The following is a 13752-nucleotide window of genomic DNA, read 5'->3' on the forward strand; positions in this document are numbered from 1 at the left end:
AAAATTAAGGCGTCCCTTATACGTTACCGCGTGCTTTCCCGCCCAATCCACCCCTGCGAGGGACGACACTCCCCGTCCGGCGTGCGCCGGGCGCACTACCCCTGTGCGGAGCGCCAGAGGTCGGTGACGATCGCCTCCGCCGGGCCGGAACGGGCCAGGTGGTGGGCCGTGCCGGCCCAGAGGTGCATGGCTTCCGTGTCCTCACGGCGGGTGGCAGCGGCGCGCAGCGGGGCGGTGAGGTGGTGGACCTCGGGGTAGGCGGGCGGGGCGTACGGGCCGTGGCGGTCGATGAAGGCGTTGCGCAGGCCCCGGGCCGGGCGGCCGGTGAAGGCGCGGGTGACGGTCGTCTCCGGGAGTTCGGTGAGCGCCGCCCGGTGTGCCGCCGAGGCGCCCGACTCGTCGGAGCGCAACAGGGCCGTCCCCAGCTGCACCGCGACCGCCCCGGCCCGCAGCGCCGCCGTGACGGCCGCGCCGTCGCCGAGCCCGCCGGCGGCGACCAGCGGCAGCCCCGTCACCTCCCGCACCGCGGGCAGCAGGCGGAGCAGCGGCACCTCCCCCGGCACGTCCGCGACCCGGTGGGTGCCCCGGTGCCCGCCCGCCTCCGGGCCCTGCACGCACAGCGCGTCCATCCCGACGGCCTGCGCCGCCCGCGCCTCCTCCGGTGTGGTGACCGTGCCGACCTGCAGTGTCCCGGCGGCCCGGAGCGCCGAGGCCTCCTCCGCCGTCGGCAGGCCGAAGGTGTACGAGACCACCGGCACCGGGTCCGCGAGCAGCACGGCGATCTTGGCCTCCCAGTCGTCCCGGTCCGGCTGTCCGCTCTCCTCCGGCAGCGTCACTCCCCACCGCTCGGCCTCGGGCTGCAGCCGCTCCCGGTAGGCGGCGACGGCCGCCCGGTCCCCGGGAGGCGAGGGGACGAAGAGGTTCACCCCGTACGGCCGGTCGCTCGACTTCCGTACCAGCGCGATCTGTTCGGCCATCGCCGGGGCGCTCCGGTACCCCGCCGCGAGGAAGCCCAGTCCGCCGGCCCGGTTCACCGCGGCCACCAGCTCGGGGGTCGAGGCCCCGCCCGCCATCGGCGCGGCGATCACCGGCACGGCAAGCTCGTCGAGACGCACGGCCATCAGGGGCTCCTCACACTGCTGCGGGTACGGACCGACCTCCCACCCTACGCCCGCCCGTTCAACTCCGGCCCCCGCCAACGGAAGCAGCCCGCCCCGGAAGCACCTGCCGCGCCCCCTACCGGATCAGTCCCCGCCCCCGTGCCTCCCGCACCGCGGCCGTGCGCGAGTCGACGCCCAACTTGGTGTAGACGTGCACCAGGTGCGACTTCACCGTGGCCTGGCTCAGGTGCAGCCGCTGGCTGACCTGCTGGTTGGTGAGCCCGTCGGCGACCAGCCCGAGCACTTCGGTCTCCCGGGCGCTGAGTGCCGCCGCCGGCGTCCGCATGCGTTCCAGCAGCCGGTCGGCGACGCTGGGCGCCAGCGCGGAGCGCCCGGCCGCGGCCGCCCGTACGGCCTGGGCCAGTTGCTCCGGGGGCGCGTCCTTCAGCAGGTACCCGGTGGCGCCCGCCTCCAAGGCGGGCAGGGTGTCCGCGTCGGTGTCGTACGTGGTGACGACCAGGACCCGCGGCGCGCCCGCGCGGGCGGTGATCGCCGCCGTGGCCTGTGCGCCGTTCATGGCCGAGCCGGGCCCGAACTGCAGGTCCATCAGCACCACGTCGACGCCCGCCTCCGCGGCCAGTTCGACGGCCCGTTCGGCGGTCGCCGCCTCCGCCACGATCGCGAAGTCCGGTTCGCTCTCCAGCACGGCCCGCAGTCCGGCGCGCACCACCGGGTGGTCGTCCGCGATCAGCAGCCGGATCACGACGCCGCCTCCGGCTCCGGCACGGCGGGCCCGGCCGGCCCGGCGGGCAGCTGCACGGCCACCGCCGTGCCCTCCCCCGGCGCGGACTCCACCGTGAAGGTGCCGCCGAGGGCCCGGGCCCGGGCCCGCATCGAGGGCAGTCCGAACCCGCCGTCCCCGCCGGTGCGGCCGGCGACCGCCGCCGGTTCGAACCCGGCCCCGTCGTCGAACACGTCCAACGCCACCTCGCCCTCCATGTAGCTGAGTGTCACCTCGGCGCACGAGGCCTTCGCGTGCCGGACGGTGTTGCCGAGCGCCGACTGCGCGATCCGCAGCAGCGCGACCTCGTGGGCGGCCGGCAGCCGGACCGGGTCGCCGGAGACGTGCAGTTTCACCGCCAGGCCGGTCTGCGCCGTCGTCGTCGCGCACAGCCGCTCCAGCGCGACCGGCAGCGGATCGCCGTCCAGCGCGGGCGGGGTGAGCGCGCGGACGAAGCGCCGGGCCTCGTCGAGGTTGTCCTGGGCGGCCTGCCGCGCCTGTTCGACGTAGCCGGCGGCGGCCTCGGTGCGCTCGGGCAGGGCCCGCTGGGCCGCCCGCAGCAGCAGCTGGATGGAGCTGAGGCTCTGCGCGAGGGTGTCGTGGATCTCCCGGGCGAGGCGCTCGCGTTCGGCCGTCACTCCGGCGGCATGGTGGGCGGCGGCGAGGTCGGCGCGGGCGGCGGTGAGTTCGTCGATCAGTCGGCGCCGTTCCTCGCTCTCCCGGTAGAGCGCCTGGTAGCCGAGCACGGTGGCGGTGGCGACGGCCGCGCCGAGGGCGGGCCCGATCGAGGCGGCGAGGCTGAAGCTGTGCTGGTGCCAGGACCACGCGGCGATGGCCGCGGCGGCGGTCAGGGCGACGGCCACCAGCCCGCCGCGCCGCCCGAGCAGGTGCAGTTCCAGGAAGTACAGCGGGAAGGCCAGCCAGACGCCGTCCTGGGTGGCGACCAGGACGCCCGCCCAGGTGACGCCGAGCAGGACCAGCCACAGCGCGGCGGCCCGGCGCGAGCGGCGGACGGCGGCCAGCTGCGGCCCGACGGCGTAGACGGCGGCCATCGCGGTGGCCGCGGCGGCGACCGCCGCCGGGTCGCCGCCGCGGTCGGCGAAGACGGCCCGGGCGACGGCGAGTGCGAGGAGGCCCGCCACGAGCAGGTGCAGGCAGACCTGGAGGACGCGGGCGACGGGGGTGGTTCTGGTTCGTTCGGTCGCCATCCCTCCAGCCTAAGTTCCACCCGCCGGGCCCGGCATCAATCAAAAGGTTGAGCTCCGCTTCTGCCCTTTGATGCCCAGGATGCAATCCCCGGCTCGATGCCTCCGGGCCCCCCGGTCCACGACGGTGGAAGCGTCGGAAAACACCCGTGCAGAGGAAGGCCCACCGTGTTCGTCGCCTGGAGGGACCTGAGGTTCGCCAAGGGGCGGTTCGCCCTGATGGGAACCGTCATCGTCCTGATCACCGTCCTGGTCGGCCTGTTGTCCGGTCTGACCGCCGGCCTCGGCCGCCAGAACATCTCCGCGATCACCGGCCTGCCCGCCGACCACCTGGTGTTCTCCAAGCCGGCCGACGGGCAGGAGCTGTCCTTCACGGACTCCCAGGTCACCCCCGAGCAGTGGCAGGCCTGGGCCCGCGAGCCCGGCGTCACCTCCGCCCAGCCGCTCGGCATCACCACCACCAAGGCCGCCGCGGGGCAGCGCACCGCCGCGCTCTCCGCCTTCGGCGTCCCGGACGGCTCCGGGCTCGCCCCGCAGGGCTCCCGGATCGCCCCCGGCCAGGCGGTGCTGTCGAAGACCGCCGCCGAGAACCTGGGCGGCCTCGCCCCCGGCGCCGACTTCACGATGGCCGGGCACCCGCTGCGGGTCGCGGCGGTCGAGGGCGATGCCGCCTACAGCCACACCCCGGTGATCTGGACCGGCCTCACCGACTGGCAGCAGTTCGCCCCGGGCGGCGCCGGCCACGCCACCGTCATCGCGCTCACCACCGCGAAGGGCGCCGACCTCGCCGGCGCCGACGCCCGCCACGGCACCGAGACCCGCACCCGCGACGACGCCCTCGCCGCGATCGGCTCGTACACCTCGGAGAACGGCTCCCTGCAGCTGATGCGCGGCTTCCTGTTCGCCATCTCGGCACTGGTGATCGGCGCGTTCTTCACCGTCTGGACGATCCAGCGCAGCGGCGACGTCGCCGTGCTCAAGGCCCTCGGCGCCTCCACCCGCTACCTGCTGCGCGACGCGCTCGGCCAGGCCGTCCTGCTGCTGGTGCTCGGCACCCTGCTGGGCACCGCGGTCGCGGCCGGTTTCGGCGCGCTGATCGGCTCCGCCGTCCCCTTCGTCCTGGACGCCCCGACCGTCCTGCTGCCCGCCGCCGTCATGATCGCCCTCGGTGCGATCGGCGCGGCCCTGTCCATCCGCCGGATCACCTCCGTCGACCCGCTGACCGCCCTGGGGAGCGCCCGATGACCCTGGCCCTCGACCGCATCACCCTCACCTACCCGGACGGCGACGGCCGCCTCACCGCCCTGGACGACGTCTCGCTGACCGTCCCCGAGGGCTCGATCACCGCCGTCGTCGGCCCGTCCGGCTCCGGCAAGTCCAGTCTGCTGGCGGTGGCCGCCACCCTGATCACCCCGAACTCGGGGCGGGTCGTCATCGACGGCACCGACACCGCGGGCCTCAGCCGGGCGGACCTCACCGCACTGCGTCGTACGAAGATCGGCATCGTGTTCCAGCAGGCCAACCTGCTGCCCTCGCTCACCGCCGTCGAACAGCTCCAGGTGATGGCCCACCTCGACGGCCGCGCCCCCCGCGAAGCCCTCCCCCGCGCCCTGGAACTGCTGGACGCCGTGGGCCTGCGCGACCAGGCGGGGCGCCGCCCGCACCAGCTCTCCGGCGGCCAGCGCCAGCGCGTCAACATCGCCCGCGCCCTGATGAACGACCCCACGGTGCTGCTGGTGGACGAGCCCACCAGCGCCCTCGACCACGAACGGGGCGCCGCCGTCCTGGACCTGATCACCGAGCTCACCCACCGCCGGGCGACGGCCACCGTCCTGGTCACCCACGACCGGACGCACCTGACCGCCGTCGACCGGATCGCCGAGGTCCACGACGGGAAGCTGACCCTGCCGACCGCGGTCGGCTAGGACAGCAGACCGCCGACGTCCAAGGTCACCGCCGTCCCGGGCAGCGTGAACACCTGCCCGGGCCGGCGGACGACCCGCTGCCGGTACCCGCTGCCCTCGGGCTCGGTCAGCACCACCACCTGCCGATCGGTCCGGTCCACGATCACGTAGGCCGGCACCCCGGCCAGCGCGTACGCGGCGGGCTTCCTGGTGAGGTCGCTGCACAGCGCGGCCGACGTCACCTCCAGCACCAGGCGGAAGACCTTCGGGTCGTAACAGTCGTACGCGACCACGTGATCGTCGCTTGAGGCGTCGACGATCGACAGATCGGGCATCGCGAAGTCGTCCGGGCCGGTGGGCAGCCGGATCGCGAGCCGCTGGAAGACCTCTACGATCCCGTCGTCCAGGCCGGCGTCGTGGCAGGCGCGCACCACGCGCTTCAGGATTCGGGCATGCCGCATGTCCGGGGCGGGCTCGACGGACACCTCACCGCCGAGCACCTCCACCCGGTGTCCGGGAAAGCGCTCGAAAAGAGCCTCGGCCATGAAGAGCGCACTGCTCTGCACAGGGATCGTCATTTCTTGGCGATGAGCAAATCGTCCACGGCAAGCGTCACACCGGCCCCGATCGACTCCGGCAAGGTGAACGTCTGCCCCGGGTGGTGGACGGCGTGCACCCGGTACTCGCCGCCTCGTGGCTCAGTCAGGACCATGACCTTCTGGTTCTTGCGATCGATGATGACGTAAACGGGCACTCCCGCTTCGGCATAGATCCCGGGCTTGATCTTGACGTCGGACAGATGGTTGGACGACGTGACCTCTGCAACCAGTCGAAAAATCACCGGGTCATAGCAGTTGTGCTCGATCAGGTGATCCTGGTAATCGGCGTCGACAAGAGACAGGTCGGGAATCGCGTAGTCGGATGCGCCTCCGGGGAGCCACATTCCCATGCCCTGAACCAGTCGGGATGTCTCACCGTGAAGTCCCGCAGCCCACAGCGGGATCATGAGGTCGGTGAGCGTTTCCGCGTGCGGCCCGTCGGGAGGCGGTGTCACGGTGATCTGGCCTCCGATGATCTCGACCCTGTGGCCCACCAGCTGCTGAGAGATCAGCTCAGCGGCTTCGAGCAGCGTCGGCTGCTCCATGGGCTCTTCCACAGCTGCGGCGGACATGGATTTCCTCCTGACTGCCGGTGTCGAGAGCATCATCGTAGAACCCGGGCGCCCTCCGACGCCCGACCGTCGGCCTTCACCCGGACGAGTGGTTTGATCGCTAGCGGGCCCGCAGCCGCAGCGCGGGGCGCTCCGCCTCGGCCGCCTCGTCCTGGCCCGCCCACAGTGAGCGGACGTGGCTGAGGTGCCGCGTCATGCAGGCCTCGGCCGCCTCGGCGTCGCCGGAGATCATCAGGTCCAGCAGCTCCAGGTGCTCCTCCGCCGAGGACACCAGCTCGCCGCGCTCGTCGAGGCGGTTGAGGCCGTACAGGCGCGAGCGCTTGCGCAGGTCGCCGACGACGTCGACCAGCCGCGCGTTGCCGGCCAGGCCGAGCAGGTCGAGGTGGAACTGCCGGTCGGCCTCCAGGTAGCCGATCAGGTCGTGCTTGCGCGCCGCCGCGACGATCGCCTCGGCCTGCGGGCGCAGCTGCTCCAGCTGGTCCTTGGTCGCGGAGCGCGTCACCCGGCCGACCGTCGGGACCTCGATCAGGGCGCGGATCTCGGTGTAGTCGTCCAGGTCGCGCTCGGTGAGTTCGGTGACCCGGAAGCCCTTGTTGCGGACGGCCTCGACCAGGCCTTCGCGGGCGAGGTCGAGCATGGCCTCGCGGACCGGGGTCGCGGAGACGCCGAAGTCGGCGGCGAGGGCGGGCGCCGAGTAGACGACGCCGGGGCGCAGTTCGCCGGAGATCAGGGCCGCCCGGAGTGCGTGGGCGACCTGGTCGCGAAGCCGCTCCTGGACGGAGATCAGGGTGCGGGATTTGAGGTCGGCCATGGTGTTCCTCCGGATGGGTGCAGAACACCAGCGTACAATGTCACGTTACGTTGCGTGCGCAACTGTCCGTGGTTCGAACGGCCCGTCAAGCCCGCCGACGCTCATGGTGGCAGCGGCCGTCGGCCGTGACAACGGCCGACGGCACACGATCTGCCACTGCGGTCGGGGCTATGCCCGACGGAACTGCCCGACCAGCGTGGTCAGGCTCGCCGCGCCGTTCCCGGACTCCGCGCCCCGCCGGAACGCCTCCGCCAGGAGGGCGGGCAGCGCGCCGTCGACCCCGGAGGCCTCCGCGGTGTGCCGGACGTGCTCGATGCTCGCGAGCGCCATCGTCACCCGGTCGACGTCCCCGCGGTGGTCGCCGGCGGCGATCCGCGGCGCGTAGAACGCCTGGAAGCCGGGCAGCGAGGCGGCCGTCGAGCTCAGGTACGGCAGGAACTGCTCGGCCGTGATCCCGTTGGCCTCGGCGATCGCCGTGGCGTGCAGGTAGCCGACCAGGGAGGTCCAGAACAGGTCCATCTGGATCTGGTAGTACAGCTGCGCCAGTCCGGGGTCGTCGCCCCGGTAGTCGGCGCCGGTGAGAACCTCCAGGGCGGCCCGGTGCCGCTGGAACAGCTCGACCGGCCCGCTGTAGAAGGTGGACGACCCGGGGCTGCCGATGCCCGAGGGCGGCACCTGCACACCGCCGGTCAGGTGCCCGGCGCCGAGCCCGGCGAGCCGGCGGGCGGCCTCGCGGGCCCGCTCGGGGGTGTCCGAGCTGAGGTTCACGACGGCCTTGCCCTTGAGGACCGGTGCCACGGCGTCCAGGACCGCGAACACCGCGTCGTAGTCGGTGAGGCTGAGCACGACCAGTTCGTTCGCCGCCACCGCCGCCTGCGCGCTCGGCGCCGACTCCGCACCCCGGGCCACGAGTTCACCGTCCCGCCCAGCCGTGCGGTTCCACACCGTGACGGCGTACCCGGCGTCCAGGTACGCCCCGGCCATGGCCCGCCCCATCGGGCCGAGCCCGATCACCGTCACCGACCGCCCCGACGGCTCCGACCGCTTCGACGGCTCCGACGGCTCCGACCGCTTCGACTTCTGCTGCCGCTCGACGGACATGCACCTACCCCCTCCACTGGAACGAACGCTCTATCCAGAACGCCGGGGCCGACGCTAACACGGCTCTGGAACGAACGCTCTATTCATTTCATCGGCTAGGATCACGCCGTGAAGACGCCCGATGCGCCCGATGCGCCCGAGACCCCCGCGAAGACCACCGCCGCCCCCGTCGGCACCCGCGAGCGGATCGTCCGGGCCACCTCCCGGCTGCTCCAGCGCCAGGGGTACGAGGGCACCGGGATCAAGCAGATCTCCCGCGAGGCCGGGGCCACCCTCGGCTCCGTCTACCACTTCTTCCCCGGCGGGAAGCAGGAGTTGGCCGCCGAGGCGATCCGGCACGGGGACGAGGAGTTCGCCGTCCTGCTGCGCGCCGGGCTCGGCTCCTCGGCGGACCTCGGCGAGGCGATCGTCGCCTGCACCACGATGCTCGCGCGGGAGCTGCGCGCCTCCGACTGGCAGGACGGCTGCCCGATCAGCAGCACCGCCCTGGAAACGGTCGGCCGCGCGCCGGGGATCGAGCAGGCCGTGGCCGAGGCCTTCGCCAACTGGCGGGCCGTCGTGGTGGAACACCTGGTCGCGGCGGGCATCGACGGGCAGGACGCCGGCGAACTGGCCGGCACGGTCATCAGCACCCTGGAGGGCGCCGAGCTCGCCGCCCAGATCGCCCGCAGCGAGGAGCCGCTGCTGGTCAGCGGCAGGCACCTGGCCCGGCTGCTCGCGACCTACCGCTGACCGCACCGCGGCACGCAAAAGGAGCCGGCCCGGCGGGGGATCCCTTCCCACCGGGCCGGCTCCGGCCCCACGACCCCCGACCACTGCCAGGAGCAACGGACTTGGGCATCGAGATCGCCCTGTACGACGGCCGCCCGAACCGCGGCCGGACCACCGGCCTGCTGCACCTGTCGGTCGACCACGGCGGCGCGCTCGCCGAAGCCCTGGCCGCGCACACCGGCCCGGCCGACCACCGGCTCGGCCGGATCGACCCGTACCGCGACACCCACCTCGACGAGCAGGACGCGGCGGCCGCCTTCGAGGAAGCCACCGCGCTGCTCGCCCGCTGCACCACCGAGGCGCAGCGGGCCGCCGTCCGCGACCTGCGCAACCTGCTCGCCGAATGCGCCGCGACACCGGGCAGTCGGATCTGCTTCATCGGCGACTGAGCCGCTACGGCAACGCGGCACCCGCCCGGTGCACCTCGGCCGCGACCGCCAGGTCCTCCCAGGCCATCCCGACGCTCTTGAAGAACCGCGGCCGCCCGGTCGGCAGCAGCGCGTCGCCGCGCACCAGCTCGGCCAGGTTCCACAGCTGCCGCCCGGCCACGCCCGCCATCAGCAGGTCCCCGGCCTCCCGGGCCGCGACCGAGCGCGCCTCCACGTAGAGTTCGGCCCGCTCGACCAGCGCCTCGTCCACCTCCCGCGCGTCCGGCTCGTGCGAGCCGGCCGCCGCCACCGCCGCGTGCGCGGGCACCAGCGCCCCGTCGAACAGCGGTGTGCGCGCGGTGGTGCAGCAGACCACCAGGTCCGCCTCCGCGACCGCCTCCGGCCCGCCGACGGCGGCCGCCAGCCCGAGCCGCTGCCCGTACGCCACCAGCGCCCCGGCCCGCCCGGCGTCGCGAGCGACCACCGTGAGCCGGGTCAGCGGCCGGACGGCCAGCAGCGCGTCGAGGTGCCCGTACGCCTGCGGTCCGGAGCCGAACAGCACCAGGTGCGCGGCCTCCGGCACCGCCAGCCGGCGCAGTGCGGCGGCGGTGACGGCGGGCGTGCGCAGCGCGGTGAGCGCGGCACCGTCCAGCAGGGCGATCGGCTGCAGGGTGGGCCCGTCCAGCAGCAGGTAGCTGCCGGTGATCCGGGGCAGCCCGTGCCGCGGGTTGTCCGGCGCCACCCCGGCGATCTTCACGCCCGCGTACGGCCCGGCGGCGGCCGGCATCATCAGCAGCTCGCCGGCCGGTACCGGCACGGCCGACCGGGCGGGTGCCGCTTCCGGGTCGAACCCGTCCAGCAGCACCCGCTCGATCGCCCCCACTGCCCCGGCGGGCCCGACGCCGCCGGTGCCCTTCACGGCGTACTGGAGCGGCACAACCGCCGTACCGGGCCGGGCAGTCGGCTTCACAGGAGGAACCCCGTCCCCAGTTCGTCGTCCGGCGTCAGCACGAAGCCGTGCTCGCCGGTGCGGCAGGCCGTCCCGCCGACCTCGGTGACGACGCCCTCGCCCAGGGGGTCGCCGCCCGGGAGCACCCGGCCGGTGAACACCGTGCCGATGACCGACTCGTGCCGCAGCGGCTCGCCCGGGGCCAGCCGGCCCTCGGCGGCGAGCACCGCGAGTCGGGCGGAGGTTCCGGAGCCGCAGGGCGAGCGGTCGATCTGCCCGTCCGCGAAGACGGTGACGTTCCGCTGGTTCAACACCCCTCCCTCCGATGGGAGTTCGTCGTGGAGGATCACGCCGTACACCCCGGACAGCCGGGGGTCGATCGGGTGCGCCACCGCCTCCGAGTCCGCCAGGGCCGCCCTGATCTCCCGCCCCGCGGCGGTGAGTTCGGCCAGCTGCGCCGGCTCCACGGCCAGCCCCAGCGCGGCGGCCGGCACGGAGGCGTAGCAGGCGCCGGAGTGCGCGACGGCGACCTCGACCGTGCCGCGCGAGGTCCGCACCGGCAGCTTCAGCGCGCTCACCCGGGTGGGCACGTTGCGGAAGGTGACCCCGGTGGTGCGCCCGCCGGCCCGGTGGACCAGCGCGGTGACCCGGCCGGAGGGCACGTCGATCCGCACCGGCGCCACGCCGTCCTCGGGGGACGCGACCAGTCCGGAGTCCACCGCCCAGGCGCCGAGCGCGATGGTGCCGTGCCCGCAGGCCGTCGAGTAGCCGTCCTTGTGCCAGAACAGCACGCCGAGGTGCGCCCCGTCGTCGTCCGGCGGCACCAGGAACCCGCCGTACATCCCGGCGTGGCCGCGCGGCTCCCGGGTGAGCAGCTGCCGGACGTCGTCCAGCGCGCTGGGTCGGGGCGCGGTGGCGCTGCCGCCCGCGCCGAGCGCGATGGCCCGCCGTTCGGCGACGGTCTCGCCGGGGATCGCCGGTGCGCCGTCCAGCACGATCCGGAACGGCTCGCCGGCGGTGTGGTAGTCGACGGTGCGGACGTACATCAGGCGCCTCCGCCCGGCAGCACGCTGACGGTCCGGCTGACGGTGTAGAAGTCCAGTGCCGCCTGGCCCTGTTCGCGCTCGCCGTGGCTCGCGCCCTTGGCCCCGCCGAAGGGCAGGTGGAAGTCGACGCCGCTGGACGGCGCGTTGACCCGGATCATGCCCGCGTCCAGCCGGTCGGCGGCGGCCAGCGCCACGTCCAGGCTGCGGGTGTGCACCGAGGTGGAGAGGCTGTGCGGGGTGTCGTTGGCGAGCGCGATCGCCTCGTCCAGGTCGGCGGCCGCGTGCAGCACGGCGACCGGGCCGAAGAACTCCTCGCGGGCCAGCGGGTGTTCGGCCGGTACGCCGGCGAGCAGGGTCGGCTCGACGTACCAGCCGGCCCGCTCGGGCACCCCGCCGCCGGTGAGCACCTCGGCGCCGGCCGCCGCGGCCGAGCCGACGGCGAGGGTCAGCCGCTCCCGGGCGGCGGAGTTGACCACCGGCCCGCACACCGAGTCGTCCACCGCCGCCAGCGCCTTGACCAGCGCCTCGCGCAGCGGCTCGTACGCGGCGCCGACCGCGATCACCCGGCTGGTGGCGGTGCACTTCTGGCCGGCGTACCCGGCGATGGCGGCCGCGATGTGGCCGGCGGCCTGCGCGATGTCGGCGTCCGGCAGCACCAACGCGGCGTTCAGCCCGCCGAGTTCGGCCTGCACCGGCACCCCCCGCTCGGTCGCGGCGCGCACCACGGCCCGGCCGACGCCGGTCGAGCCGGTGAAGGAGACCACGTCCGCCGCCTCGACCAGCGCCGCGCCCTCCTGCGCGCCACCGGGCAGCACGGTGAGCACGTCCTCGGGCAGGCCGGCCCCCAGGGCCAGCTCCGCCAGCCGCAGCGCGCACGCCGTCGCCTCGGGCGCGGGCTTGAGGACCGCCGTGTTGCCCACCGCCAGCGCCGGCGCGGCCTTCCAGGTCGGGATCGCCAGCGGGAAGTTCCACGGCGCGATCAGCCCGGCCACCCCGTAGGGGCGTCGCCGGGTGAGCAGCAGTCCGGGCCCGGCGGCGGTCTCGTGCACCGCCCCGGAGGCCGCGTACGGCGCCTGCGCGTAGTAGCGCCAGATCGCCGCGGTCCGGGCGACCTCGCCGCGCGCCTCGGCGAGCGGCTTGCCGACCTCGCGCACGATCAGCGCGGTCAGCTCCTCCGCGTGCGCCTCGACCGCGTCGGCGATCCGGCCGAGCGCCGCCGACCGGGCGCCCGCGCCGGCCGCGAGCCAGCCGACCTGCGCGGTGCGCGCCCGCCCGACGGCGGCCCGCACGGCCTCGGCGCCGGGTTCCTCGACGGCGACCACGAGGTCGTCCGGATCGGCGGGGTTGTACGAGGTGATGGTCACGACTTGCAGCCCTTCAGGGGAGGTGCGGAGCAGGAGACCGCCGGGTTCGGAGCCGGGAGCCCGCCGCGGTCGGAGCCGGGAGCCCGCCCGGCCGGAACGGCAGGCCCGCCCGGCCGCAGCGGCAGGAGGCCCGGCCGGAACAGGCGGCCCAGCGGTTCAGAGCAGGAAGCCCGCCGGGAACGGGTCACTGGGGTCGAGGAAGTACTGGGCGGTGCCGGTGACCCAGGCGCGCCCGGTGACGGTGGGCACCACGGCGGGCCGCCCGGCCACCTCGGTCCCCTCGACCAGCCGCCCGATGAAGGTCGTGCCGATGAAGGAGTCGTTGCGGAAGTCCTGCCCGAGCGGCAGTTCCCCGCGCGCGTGCAGCTGGGCCATCCGCGCCGAGGTGCCCGTCCCGCAGGGCGAGCGGTCGAACCAGCCGGGGTGGATGGCCATCGCGTGCCGGGAGTGCTCGGCGGTGGAGCCGGGGGCGAGCAGCTGGACGTGGTGGCAGCTGTGGATGGAGGGGTCCTCGGGGTGGACCGGCCGGTCGGGGCTCGCGTTGATCGCGTCCATCATCGCGAGGCCCGCGTCCAGGATCTCCTGCTTGCGCTCGCGCTCGAAGGGCAGCCCGAACTCGGCGAGCGGCAGGATGGCGTAGAAGTTGCCGCCGTAGGCGAGGTCGTAGGTCACCGTGCCGTAGCCGGGCACCTCGATCTTGCTGTCCAGGGCGACGGAGTAGGAGGGTACGTTGCGGATGGTCACCGCCTTGGCGGCGCCGTCCTCGACGTGCACCTCGGCGACCACCAGCCCGGCCGGGGTGTCCAGCCGTACGGTGGTGACCGGCTCGACCACCGGCACCATCCCGGTCTCCACCAGCACGGTGGCGACCCCGATGGTGCCGTGCCCGCACATCGGCAGCAGTCCGGAGACCTCGATGTAGAGCACGCCGAAGTCGGCGTCCGGCCGGGTGGGCGGCTGCAGGATGGCGCCGCTCATCGCCGCGTGGCCGCGCGGCTCGTACATCAGCAGGGTGCGGAAGTGGTCCAGGTGCTGCTGGAAGTGCACCCGGCGCTCGGCCATGGTGGCGCCGGGGATGACGCCGAAGCCGCCGGTGATCACCCGGGTCGGCATGCCCTCGGTGTGCGAGTCGACGGCGTGGAACACGTGACGGCTGCGCATGGGTCACAACTCCCGTACAG

At 74.3% G+C, this 13752-nt stretch carries 15 protein-coding genes; 4 read left to right on the forward strand and 11 right to left on the reverse strand.

Annotated elements, in window-relative coordinates; translation table 11 throughout:
• Nucleotides 1-95 precede the first annotated feature (95 nt).
• The 3 genes from ABT048_RS25545 to ABT048_RS25555 form a co-directional block, all read right to left on the reverse strand.
• Complete coding sequence (locus ABT048_RS25545; RefSeq protein WP_350523817.1) at nt 96-1121, reverse strand: nitronate monooxygenase; 1026 nt, start codon at nt 1119-1121, stop codon at nt 96-98.
• A gap of 115 nt (nt 1122-1236) precedes the next feature.
• On the reverse strand, nt 1237-1863 hold the full coding sequence (locus ABT048_RS25550; protein WP_350523818.1) for a response regulator transcription factor: 627 nt from the start codon (nt 1861-1863) through the stop codon (nt 1237-1239).
• Nucleotides 1860-3089, reverse strand: a complete 1230-nt coding sequence (locus tag ABT048_RS25555; RefSeq protein ID WP_350523819.1) for a sensor histidine kinase — start codon at nt 3087-3089, stop codon at nt 1860-1862. The genes ABT048_RS25550 and ABT048_RS25555 overlap by 4 nt, the downstream gene beginning before the upstream one ends.
• 165 nt (nt 3090-3254) lie before the next feature.
• Between ABT048_RS25555 and ABT048_RS25560 the strand changes: the two genes are divergently transcribed.
• A complete protein-coding gene (locus ABT048_RS25560) occupies nt 3255-4331 on the forward strand; it encodes an ABC transporter permease (RefSeq protein WP_350523820.1) in 1077 nt (358 codons plus the stop codon).
• Nucleotides 4328-5011 carry an ABC transporter ATP-binding protein gene (locus ABT048_RS25565; protein WP_350523821.1) on the forward strand — a complete coding sequence of 228 codons (684 nt, stop codon included), beginning with the start codon at nt 4328-4330 and terminating at the stop codon, nt 5009-5011. Before ABT048_RS25560 ends, ABT048_RS25565 begins: the two co-directional genes overlap by 4 nt.
• On the opposite strand, the gene ABT048_RS25570 is transcribed toward ABT048_RS25565, so the two are convergent.
• The 4 genes from ABT048_RS25570 to ABT048_RS25585 all read right to left on the reverse strand — a co-directional run bounded on the left by ABT048_RS25570 (nt 5008) and on the right by ABT048_RS25585 (nt 8073).
• On the reverse strand, nt 5008-5568 hold the full coding sequence (locus tag ABT048_RS25570) for a Uma2 family endonuclease (RefSeq protein WP_350523822.1): 561 nt from the start codon (nt 5566-5568) through the stop codon (nt 5008-5010). The genes ABT048_RS25565 and ABT048_RS25570 overlap by 4 nt on opposite strands.
• Nucleotides 5565-6161 (reverse strand): Uma2 family endonuclease, encoded by a 597-nt coding sequence (locus ABT048_RS25575; RefSeq protein ID WP_350523823.1) that lies wholly within the window; start codon nt 6159-6161, stop codon nt 5565-5567. Before ABT048_RS25575 ends, ABT048_RS25570 begins: the two co-directional genes overlap by 4 nt.
• A gap of 100 nt (nt 6162-6261) precedes the next feature.
• Nucleotides 6262-6972 (reverse strand): GntR family transcriptional regulator, encoded by a 711-nt coding sequence (locus ABT048_RS25580; RefSeq protein ID WP_350523824.1) that lies wholly within the window; start codon nt 6970-6972, stop codon nt 6262-6264.
• A 168-nt stretch (nt 6973-7140) separates the two neighbouring features.
• Nucleotides 7141-8073 carry an NAD(P)-dependent oxidoreductase gene (locus tag ABT048_RS25585; RefSeq protein ID WP_350523825.1) on the reverse strand — a complete coding sequence of 311 codons (933 nt, stop codon included), beginning with the start codon at nt 8071-8073 and terminating at the stop codon, nt 7141-7143.
• Nucleotides 8074-8181: 108 nt separating this feature from the next.
• On the opposite strand from ABT048_RS25585, the gene ABT048_RS25590 reads away from it, so the two are divergent.
• Both ABT048_RS25590 and ABT048_RS25595 read left to right on the forward strand, forming a co-directional pair.
• Nucleotides 8182-8805 (forward strand): TetR/AcrR family transcriptional regulator, encoded by a 624-nt coding sequence (locus ABT048_RS25590; protein WP_350523826.1) that lies wholly within the window; start codon nt 8182-8184, stop codon nt 8803-8805.
• 101 nt (nt 8806-8906) lie between these two features.
• Nucleotides 8907-9233, forward strand: coding sequence for a hypothetical protein (locus ABT048_RS25595; protein ID WP_350523827.1), 327 nt, complete (start codon nt 8907-8909; stop codon nt 9231-9233).
• Nucleotides 9234-9237: 4 nt separating this feature from the next.
• Here ABT048_RS25595 and ABT048_RS25600 read toward each other — a convergent pair whose 3' ends face one another.
• From ABT048_RS25600 to ABT048_RS25615, 4 genes are all read right to left on the reverse strand, one after another.
• A complete protein-coding gene (locus ABT048_RS25600) occupies nt 9238-10182 on the reverse strand; it encodes an ornithine cyclodeaminase family protein (RefSeq protein ID WP_350523828.1) in 945 nt (314 codons plus the stop codon).
• Entirely contained in the window at nt 10179-11207 is a 1029-nt protein-coding gene (locus tag ABT048_RS25605; protein ID WP_350523829.1) for a proline racemase family protein, read from the reverse strand. The genes ABT048_RS25600 and ABT048_RS25605 overlap by 4 nt, the downstream gene beginning before the upstream one ends.
• Complete coding sequence (locus ABT048_RS25610; protein ID WP_350523830.1) at nt 11207-12571, reverse strand: aldehyde dehydrogenase family protein; 1365 nt, start codon at nt 12569-12571, stop codon at nt 11207-11209. Before ABT048_RS25610 ends, ABT048_RS25605 begins: the two co-directional genes overlap by 1 nt.
• Nucleotides 12572-12727: 156 nt before the next feature.
• The gene (locus tag ABT048_RS25615) at nt 12728-13732 is read right to left on the reverse strand and encodes a proline racemase family protein (RefSeq protein WP_350523831.1); all 1005 of its coding nucleotides are present in this window, start codon (nt 13730-13732) and stop codon (nt 12728-12730) included.
• Between the last annotated feature and the right edge of the window lie 20 nt (nt 13733-13752).

The sequence above is a fragment of the Kitasatospora sp. NPDC096140 genome (assembly GCF_040303045.1).
Classification (GTDB): Bacteria; Actinomycetota; Actinomycetes; order Streptomycetales; family Streptomycetaceae; genus Kitasatospora.